Annotated in this window: 14 protein-coding genes and 1 tRNA gene; 10 read left to right on the top strand and 5 right to left on the bottom strand. The window is 71.3% G+C overall.

The window, feature by feature from the left end; genetic code table 11:
- Positions 1–65: 65 nt before the first annotated feature.
- Positions 66–1,853, bottom strand: coding sequence for a 2-isopropylmalate synthase (locus OG867_RS21260; protein WP_406287548.1), 1,788 nt, complete (start codon positions 1,851–1,853; stop codon positions 66–68).
- 175 nt (positions 1,854–2,028) lie between these two features.
- Between OG867_RS21260 and OG867_RS21265 the strand changes: the two genes are divergently transcribed.
- The 8 genes from OG867_RS21265 (at position 2,029) to OG867_RS21300 (ending at position 10,423) form a co-directional block, all read left to right on the top strand.
- Positions 2,029–2,724 (top strand): FadR/GntR family transcriptional regulator, encoded by a 696-nt coding sequence (locus tag OG867_RS21265; protein ID WP_406291099.1) that lies wholly within the window; start codon positions 2,029–2,031, stop codon positions 2,722–2,724.
- Positions 2,725–3,259: 535 nt separating this feature from the next.
- The gene (locus OG867_RS21270) at positions 3,260–4,585 is read left to right on the top strand and encodes an extracellular solute-binding protein (protein WP_328900280.1); all 1,326 of its coding nucleotides are present in this window, start codon (positions 3,260–3,262) and stop codon (positions 4,583–4,585) included.
- A gap of 159 nt (positions 4,586–4,744) precedes the next feature.
- Entirely contained in the window at positions 4,745–5,743 is a 999-nt protein-coding gene (locus OG867_RS21275) for a sugar ABC transporter permease (RefSeq protein WP_328900279.1), read from the top strand.
- 16 nt (positions 5,744–5,759) lie between these two features.
- Entirely contained in the window at positions 5,760–6,680 is a 921-nt protein-coding gene (locus OG867_RS21280; RefSeq protein WP_328900278.1) for a carbohydrate ABC transporter permease, read from the top strand.
- A gap of 122 nt (positions 6,681–6,802) precedes the next feature.
- Entirely contained in the window at positions 6,803–8,269 is a 1,467-nt protein-coding gene (locus OG867_RS21285; RefSeq protein WP_328900277.1) for a GH1 family beta-glucosidase, read from the top strand.
- Positions 8,270–8,517: 248 nt separating this feature from the next.
- Positions 8,518–9,549, top strand: a complete 1,032-nt coding sequence (locus OG867_RS21290) for a LacI family DNA-binding transcriptional regulator (protein ID WP_328900276.1) — start codon at positions 8,518–8,520, stop codon at positions 9,547–9,549.
- Between the two features lie 56 nt (positions 9,550–9,605).
- On the top strand, positions 9,606–10,184 hold the full coding sequence (locus OG867_RS21295; protein WP_406287552.1) for a hypothetical protein: 579 nt from the start codon (positions 9,606–9,608) through the stop codon (positions 10,182–10,184).
- A gap of 32 nt (positions 10,185–10,216) precedes the next feature.
- Positions 10,217–10,423 (top strand): DUF397 domain-containing protein, encoded by a 207-nt coding sequence (locus OG867_RS21300; protein ID WP_406287554.1) that lies wholly within the window; start codon positions 10,217–10,219, stop codon positions 10,421–10,423.
- Here OG867_RS21300 and OG867_RS21305 read toward each other — a convergent pair.
- On the bottom strand, positions 10,384–10,815 hold the full coding sequence (locus OG867_RS21305; RefSeq protein ID WP_406287557.1) for a MarR family winged helix-turn-helix transcriptional regulator: 432 nt from the start codon (positions 10,813–10,815) through the stop codon (positions 10,384–10,386). The two genes, OG867_RS21300 and OG867_RS21305, sit on opposite strands and share 40 nt — an antisense overlap.
- Positions 10,816–10,922: 107 nt before the next feature.
- On the opposite strand from OG867_RS21305, the gene OG867_RS21310 reads away from it, so the two are divergent.
- Positions 10,923–11,747: an MBL fold metallo-hydrolase gene (locus OG867_RS21310; protein WP_406287559.1), complete on the top strand. Its 825-nt coding sequence runs from the start codon at positions 10,923–10,925 to the stop codon at positions 11,745–11,747.
- 56 nt (positions 11,748–11,803) lie between these two features.
- On the opposite strand, the gene OG867_RS21315 is transcribed toward OG867_RS21310, so the two are convergent.
- From OG867_RS21315 to OG867_RS21325, 3 genes are all read right to left on the bottom strand, one after another.
- Positions 11,804–11,876, bottom strand: a tRNA-His gene (locus OG867_RS21315).
- A 115-nt stretch (positions 11,877–11,991) separates the two neighbouring features.
- A complete protein-coding gene (gene orn, locus OG867_RS21320) occupies positions 11,992–12,594 on the bottom strand; it encodes an oligoribonuclease (RefSeq protein WP_328900273.1) in 603 nt (200 codons plus the stop codon).
- 10 nt (positions 12,595–12,604) lie between these two features.
- A complete protein-coding gene (locus OG867_RS21325) occupies positions 12,605–13,807 on the bottom strand; it encodes a helix-turn-helix domain-containing protein (protein WP_406287562.1) in 1,203 nt (400 codons plus the stop codon).
- 914 nt (positions 13,808–14,721) lie between these two features.
- Here OG867_RS21325 and OG867_RS21330 point away from each other — a divergent pair.
- Complete coding sequence (locus OG867_RS21330) at positions 14,722–15,243, top strand: universal stress protein (protein ID WP_018105726.1); 522 nt, start codon at positions 14,722–14,724, stop codon at positions 15,241–15,243.
- The last annotated feature ends 34 nt before the right edge of the window (positions 15,244–15,277 follow it).

The following is a 15,277-nucleotide window of genomic DNA, read 5'->3' on the forward strand; positions in this document are numbered from 1 at the left end:
CCCCGGCCGGGTCGAGCACCCCCCCTTCCACCCGGCCGGGGGCGCACCCCTTTCCGCGACAGGCCCTACCCCCGCGCCCGGTTCACCGCCGACAGCACCGCCGCCACGGACGCGGCCACGCCCGAGGCGTCCCGGCCCGCGCCCCAGCGCTCCTCGCCGCCGACGCGGCAGCGCGCGTACGCGGTCGTCGTCCCGGCCCCGTCCGGGTGCCGCTCCGGCAGTTCGAGGACGGCCGCCGCCACCCCGGCCGCCGCCAGCGCGTCCGCGAACGCCGTGACCGGGCCGGTGCCCGTCCCCTCGTAATCGCCCTCCCGGTCGTCCACGCGCAGAGTGCAGACGAAGCGGTGCTCCCCGGCCGGGCCGGTCTGCGCCGACCAGGAGGTGAGGGCGACCCCGCCGTCCCGCCCGGGCACCAGATACGCCGCCTCGAAGAGGTTCCACAGATCCTTCGGGGTCGCCTCCGCGCCGCTGTCGTCGGTCGACCGCTGCACCGTACGGGAGAACTCGGCCCGCATCCCGGCAGGGAGGTCCACGCCGTGGCCGGTGCGCAGCAGATGGGCGATACCGCCCTTGCCCGACTGCGAGTTGACCCGGATGACGGCCTCGTACGTACGCCCCACGTCGGCCGGGTCGATCGGCAGATACGGCACCTCCCACAGCTCCGAGGTGCTGTCCGCGCGGCGGGCGAAGCCCTTGCTGATGGCGTCCTGGTGGGTGCCGGAGAACGCGGTGTACACCAGGTCCCCGCCGTACGGATGGCGTGGTGGCACCGGCAGCCGGTTGCAGTGCTCGACCGTGCGGCGGATCTCGTCGATGTCCGAGAAGTCGATCATCGGGTCGACGCCCTGGGCGTGCAGGTTGAGCGCCAGGTTGACCAGGTCGACGTTTCCGGTGCGCTCCCCGTTGCCGAACAGGCAGCCCTCCACCCGCTGGGCGCCCGCCAGCACCGCCAGCTCCGCGCAGGCCACGCCCGTACCGCGGTCGTTGTGCGGGTGCACGGAGAGGACCACCGAGTCCCGCCGGGCCAGGTGGCGGTGCATGTACTCGATCTGGTCCGCGTAGACGTTGGGCGTGGCGATCTCCACGGTGGCCGGCAGGTTGTGGACGACCGGCCGGTCCGGCGAGGCGTCCCACAGCTCGGTGAGGCTGTCGCAGAGCTCCAGGATGTAGTCGGGCTCGGTCAGGTTGAAGACCTCGGGCGAGAACTGGAACCGGATGTCCGCGCCGGGCGCGGCCCGGGCCAGCCGGTCCATCTGCCGGGCCGCGTCCAGGACCACGCCGTGCACCTCGGCCCGGTCGCGGCCCAGGACCACCTCGCGCCAGACGGGGGCGGTCGCGATGTAGAGGTGGACGACGACGCGGTCCAGACCCGCCACGGACGCGAAGGTCCGGTCGATCAGGTCGGCCTTGGCGGGGGTGAAGGCGACCACGGTGACGTCGTCGGGGACGGCCCCGCTGGTCGCCAGGTGGCGTACGAAGTCGAAGTCGGTGCGGCTCGCGGACGGGTAGCCGACCTCGATCTCCTTGAAGCCCATCGCGACCAGCAGGTCGAACATCTGCCGCTTGCGCGGGGTGTCCATCGGCTCCGCCAGCGCCTGGTTGCCGTCCCGCAGGTCGACCGGCACCCACAGCGGGGCGCGTTCGGTACGGGCCTGCGGCCAGCTCCGCCCGGTCAGCGGGACCGCGACCCGGTCGAACGCGGAGCGGTAGCGGTGCGAGGGCATGGAGCTGGAGCGTTGCGGGTTCCAGCGGGGCGCCGCCCGGGGGACCGGGCCGCGCGGCGTGCAGATGGTGGGGAAGCTGTGCATCGGGGCAGGGGCGTCGGACGTGGCCGCGGACATGAACTCGGGCATGGACGGTGTCTCTTCTCGCATCGCCGGATGCGACCGGCACAGCACGACACCCCGCGGCGGGGTGCCGATCGCTTCAGGCCCCGCCGCGGCAGCCGAGAAGGAGGAGACCGCGGTACGTCATGGGCGGTACAGTAACCAGAACGCAACCCCTCAGACAACCTGACAGGTGAACCACGTGTCCCCGCCCGGCCCCCTCCGCCCCAGCCCCCTCGTAGAACAGGCGACCAGCCATCTGCGCGCGCAGATCACCGAGGGGCACTGGCCGGTCGGCACCAGGCTCCCGGGCGAGACGACCCTCGCCCGCGAGCTGGGCGTGGGCCGCTCCACGGTCCGCGAGGCGGTCCGTACGCTCGCGACGCTCGGACTCCTCCGGTCCCGCCAGGGCGCCGGCGTCTTCGTCGTCGCGGACCACGTCACGGAGGACTGGCCGGTACGGCTGCGCCGGGCGTCGGTCACCGACGTCTACGAGGTCCGCATGCTCATCGAGGTCCAGGCCGCCCGCCTCGCGGCCCGCCGCCGCACCGACGAGGACCTGACCGCCCTCGACGCGGCGCTCACCGCCCGGCTGAAGGCGGGCGCCGGCATCGATGACGCGGACTTCGTGGACGCGGACATCGCGGTGCACCGGGCGGTCGTGGCCGCCGCGCACAACCCGGTCCTCACCGACCTCTTCGCCGAGTTCGTCCCGGCCCTCCGCCAGGGCCTCATCGACCTGGTGGACCTCCTGGGCCTGCGCCGCCACGACCCCCACCACGGCCACACGGGCCACCGCGCCCTGGTCGCCGCCATCGTCGCGGGCGACCCGGACGGCGCGGCCCGGGCGGCCCAGGAGGAGTTGGAGGCGACGCTGACCCGGCTGCGCGGGGCGTGACGCGGGGGTGCCCTCCCGCCCTCACCCCCGCCACCATCCGGACCCCGGCTTCGGGCAAAGAACGCTCGGGTCCGGGTCCTTGCCCCCTCCGGGCCATGGCCCGTTCATTTCCCGGCGAGGTCCTCGGGGTTCCGCCGGGCTGTTTCCGAGCCGTGCCGAAAAACCGGCACCGCGGCCGGTTTTCCCCCGGGGCTCAGCCGAGATCGAAGGTCAACCCGCCCCCCACCTGCGGGAATCCAAAAGCGCGAGCCGCGCCGCAACACGGCGCACCGCTTTGGCAAGCCTTCGGCCGGACACGGTCTCGTGACTTGCAGGACACGCTCGCGCAACGGAAGCGTCTTCAACTCTTGACACCCACCCCCCGCAGGCAGCAATCTTCCGACATCGGCGCATGGGAGCGCTCCCACATCACGCGGGGATTCCTCGGGTGAACGGCACTGCCCGTGTACTCCCCCCAAAACCATCCGGCACTCGCACTCACCAGCGCGTATGCCACGCAGTGAGCCAGTCCCACCCTGGAACAAGGAGTAGTGGAATGCGTATCACCCGCACCGTCGCCGGCCGCGGCCGCAGAGTCGCGGTCCTGGCCACCACGGGCCTGACCGCTTCGGCGTTGCTGCTGACCGGCTGCAGCAGCGACGACTCCGATTCGAACGAGTCCTCCGACGCGAACGGGAAGATCACGCTGACCGTCGCCGACTTCGGCCAGTTCGGCTACAAGGAAGCCGGTCTCTTCGCCAAGTACCACGAGCTGCACCCGAACATCACGGTGAAGGAAGACACCACCGCCGATGAGAAGGTCTACTACCCCAAGCTGCTCCAGCAGCTGAACTCGGGCAGCGGCCTCGCCGACGTCCAGGGTCTTGAGGTCGGCCGCATCAAGGAGCTGGTCGACACCAAGGCGGACCAGTTCGCCGACCTGGCCAAGGTCATCGACGTCAACGAGTTCGTGTCGTGGAAGGAGAAGCAGGCCACCACGGCCGACGGCAAGGTGATCGGTGCGGGTACCGACATCGGCCCGATGTCGCTCTGCTACAACACCGAGCTGTTCAAGAAGGCCGGTCTGCCGACCGACCGCAAGGAGGTCGCCGCCAAGATCTCCGGCGGCTGGGAGGACTACCTCAAGCTCGGTGAGGAGTACAAGAAGAAGGCCCCCGCGGGCACGTACTTCATGGACTCCGCCAGCGCCATGTACAACGCCGTCGTCAGCTCCAACGCGAAGCAGTACTACGACGAGAGCGGCAAGCCGATCTACAAGGACAGCCCCAGCGTCCAGCAGGGCTGGAACCTGGCGGCCGAGGCCGCGGACAAGAAGCTGACCCAGGGCCTCGCCCAGTTCAGCGACCCGTGGAAGGCCGCGCTCCGCAAGAGCACCATGGCCACCGTGGTCTGCCCCGCCTGGATGGCCGGCCAGATCTCCGTGAACGCCGGTGACGCGAACAAGGGCAAGTGGGACATCGCCACCGCCCCCGGCTCCACCGCGGCCAACTGGGGCGGCTCCTTCCTCGGCGTCCCGAAGGCCGGCAAGAACGTGGACGAGGCCGCCAAGCTCGTCAAGTGGCTGACCGCCCCCGAGCAGCAGGCCGCCGTCTTCAAGGCGATCGGCTCCTTCCCGTCCAACAAGGGCGCGTACGACCTGCCCGACGTGAAGACCGCGACCCTGCCGTACTTCAACGACGCCCCGATCGGCCAGATCTACGCCGATGAGGCCAAGTCCATCCCCGAGACGATCCTCGGCCCGAAGGACGCGGCTATCAAGGACACCATCTCCACCCAGATCAACAACATGGAGCAGCGCGGCACCAAGCCCGACGCCGCGTGGGAGGCCGCGACCAAGTCGATCGACAAGGTGATCGGCTGACGTTCGCCAGGGCGTGTCCGGCCTGATCCGCCGGACGCGCCCGGCGCGGGCGGCCCCTCCCGGGCCGCCCGCACCCGCGTGTTCCTGAGGGGTGCGGCGCGACGGCCCAGCCATCCCGTACCCGGGTAACCCAAGCAATCCAGGGAAGGACTCCCGCTCGTGGCCACCTCGACTCCCACCCGGGACGCATACGCGCCGCCACCCCGCGGCTCCCAGCACAAACCGGCGAACTCCCGCCGGCAGACCTGGCGGAGCCGGCTGTGGCGGTTCGACGACAAGGCGTCCCCGTACGCCTACATAGCCCCGTTCTTCCTCGTCTTCGGCGCCTTCGGGCTCTACCCGCTGCTGTACACCGGCTGGATCGCCATGCACCGGGTCGAGATGACCGGCATGGACCAGATGGAGTGGGTCGGCTGGGACAACTTCGACAGGATCCTGCACGACTCCGAGTTCTGGACGGCCGTCAGCAACACCTTCCTGATCGGTGTCATCTCGGTCGTCCCGCAGCTGCTCGTCGCGCTCGGCCTGGCCCACCTGCTCAACTACAAGCTGCGGGCCAGCACCTTCTGGCGCACGGTCATCCTCACCCCGTACGCCACCTCCGTGGCCTCCGCCGCACTCGTCTTCGCCCTGGTCTTCCGGGCCGACGGCGGCCTGCTCAACTGGGTGCTGCACTTCGTCGGACTCGGCGACACCAACTGGGCCAACGGTCACTGGACGTCCAAGATCGCCATCGCGGTCATCGTGATCTGGCGCTGGACCGGTTACAACGCCCTGATCTACCTCGCCGCGATGCAGGCGGTGCCGTCCGACCTGTACGAGGCGGCCTCGCTCGACGGCGCCTCGCGCTGGCAGCAGTTCCGCAAGGTGACCATCCCGTCGCTCCGGCCCACGATTCTCTTCACGATCGTCATCTCGACCATCGGCTCCATGCAGCTGTTCGGTGAGCCCCTGCTGCTGGAGGGCGGCACGCTCGGCGCGACCGGCGGCAACGAGAATCAGTACGAGACCCTCAGCGTCTACCTCTACAACTACGGCTGGAATCTGGGGCACCTCGGTCCGGCCGCCGCAGTGGCCTGGGCGATGCTCGCCCTCCTGCTGATCATCGCCGCGGTCAACTGGCTCATCGGCCGCTTCGTACGCAAATCCGCGGTCTGACCGGGAGCGATATCCAATGACCATCACCAGCCCCACCAAAGTCTCGGAGCCCGGTCTCCCAGCGCGTTCCGTCCACCGCGCACCCAAGCGGCCCAGCCGCTTCAAGCCCGGTGCCGGGCAGCAGCTGAAGGGCGGCCCGTTCGCCTACGTCGCCCTGGCCGTCATCGGCATCGGCTCGCTGCTGCCGCTGTACTGGACCCTCGTGGCCGCGTCCCACACCCAGGACGAGGTGCTGGCCACCACCCCGCCGTTCCTGCCGGGCGGGCGGCTCTTCCACAACCTCGACGCCGCCTGGAACCAGGCCCACCTGGGCAAGGCGATCGTCAACAGCGTCATCGTGGCCGGCTGCATCACCGTGGCGACGCTCTTCTTCTGCACCCTGGCCGGCTACGCCTTCGCCAAGATGCGCTTCCGCGGCCGCGGGGCCCTGATGACCGGGGTCATCCTCACCCTGACGATCCCGCCGCAGCTCAGCGTCGTCCCGCTGTTCATGATGATGGCCGACCTCGGCTGGGGCGGGAACCTGGAGTCGGTGATCTTCCCGACCCTGGTCAGTGCCTTCGGTGTGTTCTTCATGCGCCAGTACCTCATGGAGGCGCTGCCGTACGAGCTGATCGAGGCCGCCAAGATCGACGGTGCGAACAACTTCCGCATCGTGCTGAGCGTGGTGCTGCCGGTGGCCCGCCCCGCGATGATGGTGCTCGGCATGCTCACCTTCGTCCAGGCGTGGAACGACTTCTTCTGGCCCTACCTCGCCCTGAACCAGCAGAACCCCACCCTTCAGGTGGCCCTCGGCCAGCTCAGCGCCTCGTACACCCCCGACACCAGCATCGTGATGGCCGGCGCGCTGATCAGCACCCTGCCGCTGCTCGTGGTGTTCGTGATCTTCGGCAAGCAGATCGTCGGCGGCATCATGTCCGGCGCCGTCAAGGGCTGACCACCCGCTCACCGCTGCTGTGTCACGGAGCCGTACGGTCCCGCCCGCCCCGTGGACCGTACGAGCCCCGTAGCCCCACCCGTCAACGCCCCTGTCCTTCACACCCCTGGGAGCGCTCCCGCATGACTGCTGTACGACCTGACATCGCCCCGAAGCCGGTGCCCGAGGCCACCACCACCTTCCCGACGGGCTTCGTCTGGGGTGCGGCCACCGCCGCCTACCAGGTCGAGGGTGCCGCCGCCGAGGACGGGCGGACGCCCTCCATCTGGGACACCTTCAGCCGCACCCCCGGCAAGGTCCGCAACGGCGACACCGGCGACATCGCCGCCGACCACTACCACCGCTACCGCGACGACGTGGCCCTGATGAAGCAGCTGGGGCTGAAGGCGTACCGCTTCTCCATCTCCTGGTCCCGCGTCCAGCCCACCGGCCGTGGCCCGGCGGTCCAGCGCGGGCTCGACTTCTACCGCAAGCTGGTCGACGAACTCCTTGAGGCCGGCATCACGCCCGTCGCCACCCTCTACCACTGGGACCTGCCCCAGGAGCTGGAGGACGCGGGCGGCTGGCCGGAGCGTGCCACCGCCGAGCGGTTCGCGGACTACACCGCGATCATGGCGGGCGCCCTCGGCGACCGCGTCGGTACGTGGACCACCTTCAACGAGCCGTGGTGCTCGGCCTTCCTCGGCTACGGCTCCGGGGTGCACGCCCCCGGCCGTACCGAGGCCGCCTCCGCCCTGCGCGCGGCCCACCACCTCAACCTCGCCCATGGCCGGGCGATCGAGGTTCTGCGCGGCCAACTCCCCGCTGCCGCGCAGACCTCGGTCACCCTCAACCTCCACCAGGTCCGCCCGCTGACGCCGAGCCCGGAGGACGTGGACGCGGCCCGCCGCATCGACGCGGTCGGCAACCGGGTCTTCACCGGCCCGATGCTGCACGGCGCCTACCCGGAGGACCTGCTCGCGGACACCGCGCACGTGGTGGACTGGTCGAAGCTGGTCCGGGCCGGCGACCTGGAGGCCATCGCGCGCCCGGTCGACGTCCTCGGCATCAACTACTACACGCCGACCCTGGTCTCCACGCCCGACCGCGCCGGAAGCGGTTCCGGCAACGATGTCCACGGCGCGAGCGACCACTCGCCCTGGCCCGGCTCCGAGCACATCGCCTTCCACCTCGCCGACGGCAAGCCGACCACCGCCATGAACTGGTCGATCGACCCCAACGGGCTCTACAACCTGCTCATGGACGTCGCCCGCGAGCACCCCGGCATCCCGCTCATGGTCACCGAGAACGGCGCCGCCTTCGACGACTACGTCTCGCCCGAGGGCCGGGTCCAGGACCCCGAGCGCATCGCCTACCTGCACGGCCACCTCGACGCCGTGCAGCGCGCGGTGGCCGACGGCGCGGACGTGCGCGGCTACTTTCTCTGGTCGCTGATGGACAACTTCGAGTGGGCGTACGGCTATTCGAAGCGCTTCGGTGCGGTGTACGTGGACTACGCCTCCCAGCGCCGCATCCCGAAGGCCAGTGCGCACTGGTACGCCGACGTGATCCGCCGCCACGCCCTCCCGCCGCTGGAGGACGTCAACTGACCGCAGCGGTACGCCCTGTACGTACCGCAGCCTCCCCCGAGACCCGAGACCCGGCACCCGGTGCCGGGTCTCGGCCCATTCGCCCCCCGGCCTGTGCGTTCCGCTTGACCACGCGCGTAGAGTGGGAGCGCTCCCATACTTGGAGCGGGGGAGCGGCCGACCGGTCCCACAGAGTGTCAAGGGAACCAACGCCAGGACTTGGTTTGGTTATCCGACTGTGAGAAATTGACCGCGAACGGGAGGCAGCCATGACGGCAGCGCGTGTACGGAGCGGGGGCCGGCCCACGCTCGAAGAGGTGGCGGCGCGGGCAGGGGTCGGGCGGGGCACGGCCTCGCGCGTCATCAACGGATCGCCCCGGGTCAGCGCCCACACCAGGGAGGCGGTCGAGGCCGCCGTCGCCGAGCTGGGTTACGTGCCCAACCGCGCGGCCCGCGCGCTGGCCGGCAACCGCACGGACGCCATCGCCCTCGTCGTGCCCGAGTCGGAGAGCCGCTTCTTCGCGGAGCCGTACTTCTCCGACATCGTGCGCGGGGTCGGCGCCGCCCTCGCCGATACGGAGATGCAGCTGCTGCTCACCCTCGTCGGCAGCGACCGCGAGCGCCGCCGGCTCGCGCAGTACCTCACCGCGCACCGCGTGGACGGCGTGCTGCTGGTCTCCGTGCACGCCGACGACCCGCTGCCCGACCTGCTGGAACAGCTCGGCATGCCCGCCGTGATGAACGGCCGCAGATCCGCCGCCGAGTCCCTGTCCTCCGTCGACTCGGACAACTTCGAGGGCGCCCGCAGCGCCGTGGAGCACCTCGCCTCGCGCGGTCGCCGCTCCATCGCCACGATCACCGGCCGGCTCGACGTCTACGCCTCCCAGAGCCGCCTGGACGGCTACCGCCAGGCGGTCCGCGACGCGGGCCTGGAGCCCGACGAACGGCTGATCGCCCCCGCCGACTTCTCCGAGGAGGGCGGCGCCCAGGCCATGCGCGACCTGCTCGCCCGCCGCCCCGACGTGGACGCGGTCTTCGCCGCCTCCGACGTGATGGCCGCCGGCGCCCGCCAGGTCCTGCGCGAGGCCGGCCGCCGCATCCCGGACGACGTCGCCCTCATCGGCTTCGACGACTCGGCCGTGGCCCGCCACATGGACCCGGCCCTCACCAGCGTGCGCCAGCCGATCGAGGAGATGGGCCGCACGATGACCCGGGTCCTGCTCGACATGATCGCCGGCGAGAACGCGGACCGGGCGCAGATCGTGCTGCCGACCGAGCTGGTGGTCCGCGACTCGTCGTGACGCCGGGTTCCCGCAACTCGGTTTGCCCGGAGCGCACTTCGAGTAGCTTCTGAGGCGTGGACCCTTCTCTGACCGCTCTGATCGTCGCCGTGGTGGGGGTGGCGGGCACCCTCGTGTCCGGCGTGATGGCGCACCGCGGCGCCCTGCGCGCCAAGACGGTGGAGCTCGACCGCGCGGAGCGGCTGCGGCGGGAGGACCTGCTGGCGGACGAACGCCGCGAGGCCCTGGCCGTACGGCGGGCCTCCTACGCGGTGTTCAACCAGCGCCTGCGGCACTTCCACTCCGTCCTGTCGAAGGACTACTTCGCCCTCGCCGCCGGGGAGGCGCGCCCCGGACAGGGCCGGGAGCGGGAGGAGACCCGCCAGGTCCTGCGCGACGTGTACGCCGAGGCGCAGATGGTGATCAGCGACACCGTGCTCTCCGTCGCGGGCGGCGTCGTGCACCAGCTGCACCGCATCCATGCCGTGCTCCTCCGGCACGAGCGGGGGGAGCCGGCCGACGAGTCCCTGGAAGACATCAGGGAGCGGCTGGAACGGGCCTCGGAGGGCCTGTACGAGGTACGGCAGACGATGCGCCGAGACCTCGGAGTCTCGGCGCTCCCGGTCGTACGCCCCGAGGGCTACGGCGCCGTGTGAGCGGCGCCGCACGACGAGCGGAGGAACGAACCATGACCCTGCACTGGACCAGGTCCAGCTACTGCGACTCGGCGGGCCCCGACTGCGTCGAGGTGGCACGGCCCCCCGGCCCCGCGACGGCGGTCCGTCTGCGCGACTCCAAGACCCCGTCCCGACCGGCGCTCGCCTTCGCACCGGACGCGTGGTCGGGGTTCGTCGGTCACCTCGGCCGGGCGACCGTCTTCTCCAGCAGCTCCTGAAGGGCCCGCTGCCCTCCCGGGCCCAGCCCGGCCAGCGGTGAGTCCTCGGCGAGGAGTTCCAGGAGCCGTGCGCGTACGCCGGTGCCCTCGGGCGTGAGTACGAGGTGCCGGGCGCGCCGGTCGGTGGGGTGGGGGCGGCGTTCGACCAGGCCCCGCTTCTCCAGCTTGTCGACGACGAAGGTGGCGTTGGACGGCTCGCAGCTCATGCGCTCGGCCAGTTCGCGCATGGTCATCGGCCCGGTCATCTCCCGCAGCGCCGTCGCCTGGGCCGCGGTGAGGCCGAGGGGGACGGCGCGCTTGCGTACGTGATCGGCGATCCGGGCGGCCAGCCCGTTCACCAGCCCGCACAGCTCCCGCTCGGCGGCGGCCTGTGCTTCGGGGGGTGTCGTCATGGGCTCACTCTAGCAAGTCCATCAAGTAAGAATAATTACAACTTGAATGTTTCTAGTTCGATGCTTACGGTGACCCCGTCACACAGCGACGAACGAGGAGCGACGTCATGACGAACCCGAGCACCCTGCGGCTGGGCGACACCACGGTGTCCTTCGTGCCGGACGGGGTGATCCAGGGCCGCCCGACCGCCTGGCTGCCGGACAGCACCGACGCGTTCTGGGCGGCCCGCCCGGAGTACCTGGACGCCTCCGGGTACCTCGTCGCGAGCGTCGGCGCCCTCCTCGTGGAGCACGGCGACCGCGCCCTGCTGATCGACGCGGGCTTCGGCCCGCACACGCTCCCGGCGGACCCGGCCACCCCCAACGGGGCCATGCGCGGCGGCGACCTGCCTGCCTCCCTGGCCGCGCTCGGCCGCGCCCCCGACCGCATCGAGGCCGTCGCCTTCAGCCACCTCCACCCGGACCACACGGGCTGGGCCACCCACGAACGCCACTTCGCCCGCGCCGCATACCTGGTGGCGGAGCCGGAATGGGCCGCCCGCGAGCCCGGCGACGGCCTGGACGCCCTCGCGCCCCACGTCCGTACGGTGGCCGACGGCCAGGAGATCTTCCCCGGCGTCCGGGTCCGGGTCGCCGCCGGGCACACCGCGGGCCACACGGAGTTCGTCATCACCGGCGGCGGGCGGCGCCTGATCGCCTTCGGGGACTCCCTGCACTCACCGGTCCAGGTGGACCGCCCCGAGTGGTCCTGCGTCTACGACCACGATCCGGCCGGGTCCGCCGAACACCGCCGCCATCTCGTCGCCGAACTGGCGGAGCCCGGCACGCTCGCCTTCGGCATCCACTTCGCGGACCGGGTCTTCGGCCGGGTCGTCCCGGACGGCGCCGGACCGGCCTGGCGGCCCCTGGAGGCCGCCGACGGCCTCGCGTAAGGCCCGGAAAACGCATCAGCCCCCGACCTGTGACAGGTCGGGGGCTGATCCTTCAGGGTGAGTAACGGGACTCGAACCCGCGACATCCTGGACCACAACCAGGTGCTCTACCGTCTGAGCTATACCCACCACGTCCGGGCGTTTCCGACCGGCCGAGAAAAAGTGTACAGGGTCCGGGAGGGTGCTCGCGCACTCATTTCCCGGCGGGGGGTCGCGGCCCCCGGAGGGGCCGTGACCAGCGCCTTCAGGTGCGGGGCTGCGAGACCCGCGCGGCCGCCGCCTTCGCCTGCTCGGAGTCCGGGCCGGGCTGCGGGACGAAGACCGCCTCGCGGTAGTACCGCAGCTCGGTGATCGAGTCGCGGATGTCGGCGAGCGCCCGGTGGTTGCCGTTCTTCTCCGGGCTGTTGAAATACGCCCTCGGGTACCAGCGGCGGGACAGCTCCTTGATGGAGGAGACGTCCACGATCCGGTAGTGGAGGTAGCCCTCCAGGAGCGGCATGTCCCGGGACAGGAAGCCGCGGTCGGTGCCGACCGAGTTCCCGCACAGGGGCGCCTTGCCGGGCTCCTTCACGTGCTCGCGGACATAGGCGAGGACCTGCTCCTCGGCGTCGGCCAGCGTCGTGCCGCCGGCCAGCTCGTCGAGGAGGCCCGAGGCGGTGTGCATCTGCCGCACCACCTCGGGCATGGTCTCCAGCGCCGCGTCCGGCGGGCGGATCACGATGTCCACCCCTTCGCCGAGCACGTTCAGCTCCGAGTCGGTGACCAGCGCGGCCACCTCGATGAGCGCGTCATCCGCCAACGAGAGCCCGGTCATCTCGCAGTCGATCCACACCATGCGGTCGTTCATGGGCCCCACCCTACGGGGCGCTCCGCTGTCCGGGCAGGGCCGGGCGCCCCGCGGCGAACACGTCGGTGGCCGCCTTCGCCTCCAGCGCCGCGGGTGCGGCGCCGGACGGACCGGGGACGGCGGTACGGCGGCTCTGGGCGGTGCCCTGGCTGGGGACCGCCGCGTCCGTCACCATGACCGGCTCCGGCGCCCCGCCCTGCGGACGGCGGGCCCGGTAGGCGGCCCGGTACGCGGCGGGGGAGGAGCCGAGCTGGCGGCGGAAGTGCCCGCGCAGCGCGACCGGCGAGCGGAAGCCGCAGCGGCCCGCGACCTCGTCCACCGAGTAGTCCGACGTCTCCAGGAGGCGCTGCGCCTGCAGTACCCGCTGGGTGATCAGCCACTGGAGCGGTGCGCTGCCCGTCAGCGAGCGGAACCTCCGGTCGAAGGTCCGCCGGCTCATGTAGGCACGCGCGGCCAGCGTCTCCACGTCGAACTGCTCGTGCAGATGCTCCAGCGCCCAGGCGACGACCTCGGCGAGCGGGTCGGAGCCGATCTCTTCAGGTAAAGACCTGTCGAGGTAGCGCTCCTGACCGCCACTGCGCCGGGGCGGCACGACGAGCCGGCGGGCCAGTGCCCCGGCGGCCTCGGTGCCGTGGTCCGAGCGGACTATGTGCAGACACAGGTCGATGCCGGCCGCCGTCCCGGCGGAGGTCAGCACGTCCCCGTCGTCCACGAACAGTTCGCGTGGGTCGACGTGCACCGACGGATAGCGCTTGGCCAGCGTCGGTGCGTACATCCAGTGAGTGGTGGCCGGCCGGCCGTCCAGCAGCCCGGCGGCGGCGAGCACGAAGGCCCCCGTGCACAGGCCGACGATGCGGGCGCCCTCCTCGTGGGCGCGGCGCAGCGCGTCCAGCGCCTCCGCGGGCGGTGGCGAGGTGATCGAGCGCCAGGCGGGCACCACGACGGTGCCGGCCCTGCTGATCGCCTCCAGCCCGTAGGGCGCGGTCAGTTCGAGTCCGCCGGTGGTGCGCAGCGGTCCCTCTTCACCGCCGCACACGAGCAACCGGTAGCGCGGAACTCCCGCGTCCTGGCGGTCGATTCCGAACACCGACAGCGGGATGGAGCTCTCGAAGATGGGGCCACCGCTGAAGAGCAGTACGGCGACGACTTCCCGGCGTCGTCTTCCGCCCAGCTTCCGTACAGCCTCCGTTGCGGTGGCGGAGTCCTGGCTCATGACGCTAAGCCCCCCTCGGTGTTCGCGTCTTCCTGGTCCTTACGGGCCTGTGGCACCTGCACTTGTCCCCTCGGTCGTGCACGAGTCCCCGGCCTTCGACGCCCAAGATCGAATCTACTGCGTCCCATGGTGCCGTCGTGACAAGTTCACCAACCGGCTCATTGTCGACAAGGCAACCTGGCGGGAAGCGTTCGATCACGAAGCGTTTCACTCGCGGCCCGCGCAGGGAAGTGCGTCCGGCGTTCATGGCCCGTCCCCATTGGGCGGAAGCGTACCGCCCGGTCTCTTCCTGCCTGGTGGCAAGGGGGTTGATCGGCCATTTCGACAAGGAATGGACCGGTCCTTGAAGTTGGCTGAAAATGTACGGTCGCGTGTACGGAAATCAGTCGTTCTACCGGCGCACAACCCGGGGCGCCCACCCGCCCCCGCACGCCCCCTCGCCGGGGCCGCCGGCCCCGGCGGCGGGTTCGGCGAGCCCGGCCGGGGACCGGTCCGGGCGGGCAGCCGAATACCGCTCTACCGGCCGTCCCCGGAGCAGACCGCGCGGTGGGTTCCGGACGGACCCCGGGAGTCGGCCGACTCCCCCGGAAGGGTGGGTTCCGCTCCTCGCGGGCGACGCCCCCGGACCGTCCGCGAGGACCCGTCCGGGGCGGTGGTGCCGGGCGCCGCAAGGGGCCGGGGCGGTGGCGGGCACGTCTGTGTAGAGGGCAACCGGCATTGCCATAGGGGCCCGGTCTCGGGCATGCTCCGGAAAACGCCGCACGCCGCTGTGCGCGGGGCGGGCAAGGGAGGAGTGGCGCCGTACCCTTGGGGGTAAGGGGTTGGGAAGATGATTCCCGGACACCACGACACCGCCCGCTGAAGCACCTTCCCACGTCGCTCTCCTCACGAGGACTCTCTTCGCCGAGACACCGATGGCCGGTCACGAAATCCCCGAACCCGCGGACCGCAAGCAGGTAGCCGACCCCTTGTCGGACCCGCTGGCGGCCGAACAAGCGCGCCGTCCGTGCGACCCCGCCTTCCGGCATGGGGTCGTCGTCGGCTTCGACGGCTCGACCTCCAGCGAGCGAGCCCTCGCCTATGCGATCGGCATGTCCCGCAGGACGGGCTCCGGTCTGATCATCGTCCATGTCGCCAACCGGCTGCCGACCACGGTCTGGGCGGGCTGCGAGCCCCCCGTCTTCGTGGACGTGCCGGACCACCGCACCGAGGTCCTGGGCCTGGAGCTCGCCTGCGCGGACTACCTCGCCGAGGTGCCCTGGGTGCTCGTGGAGCGCGGCGGGGACATCTGCCACGAGCTGGAGGAGGTCGGCCGGGAGTACTCGGCGGACGCCATCGTGGTGGGCTCCACGCACGGCCTGGTGGGCAAGATCTTCGGCTCGGTGGCCGGCCGGCTGGCCCGCCGCGCGCAGCGGCCGGTCGTGGTCATCCCGTAGCCCGGAGGCCGCCCCGGACCCCGTGGCGTCAACT

Origin of the sequence: Streptomyces sp. NBC_00209 (assembly GCF_045206345.1) — a bacterium.
GTDB lineage: Bacteria > Actinomycetota > Actinomycetes > Streptomycetales > Streptomycetaceae > Streptomyces.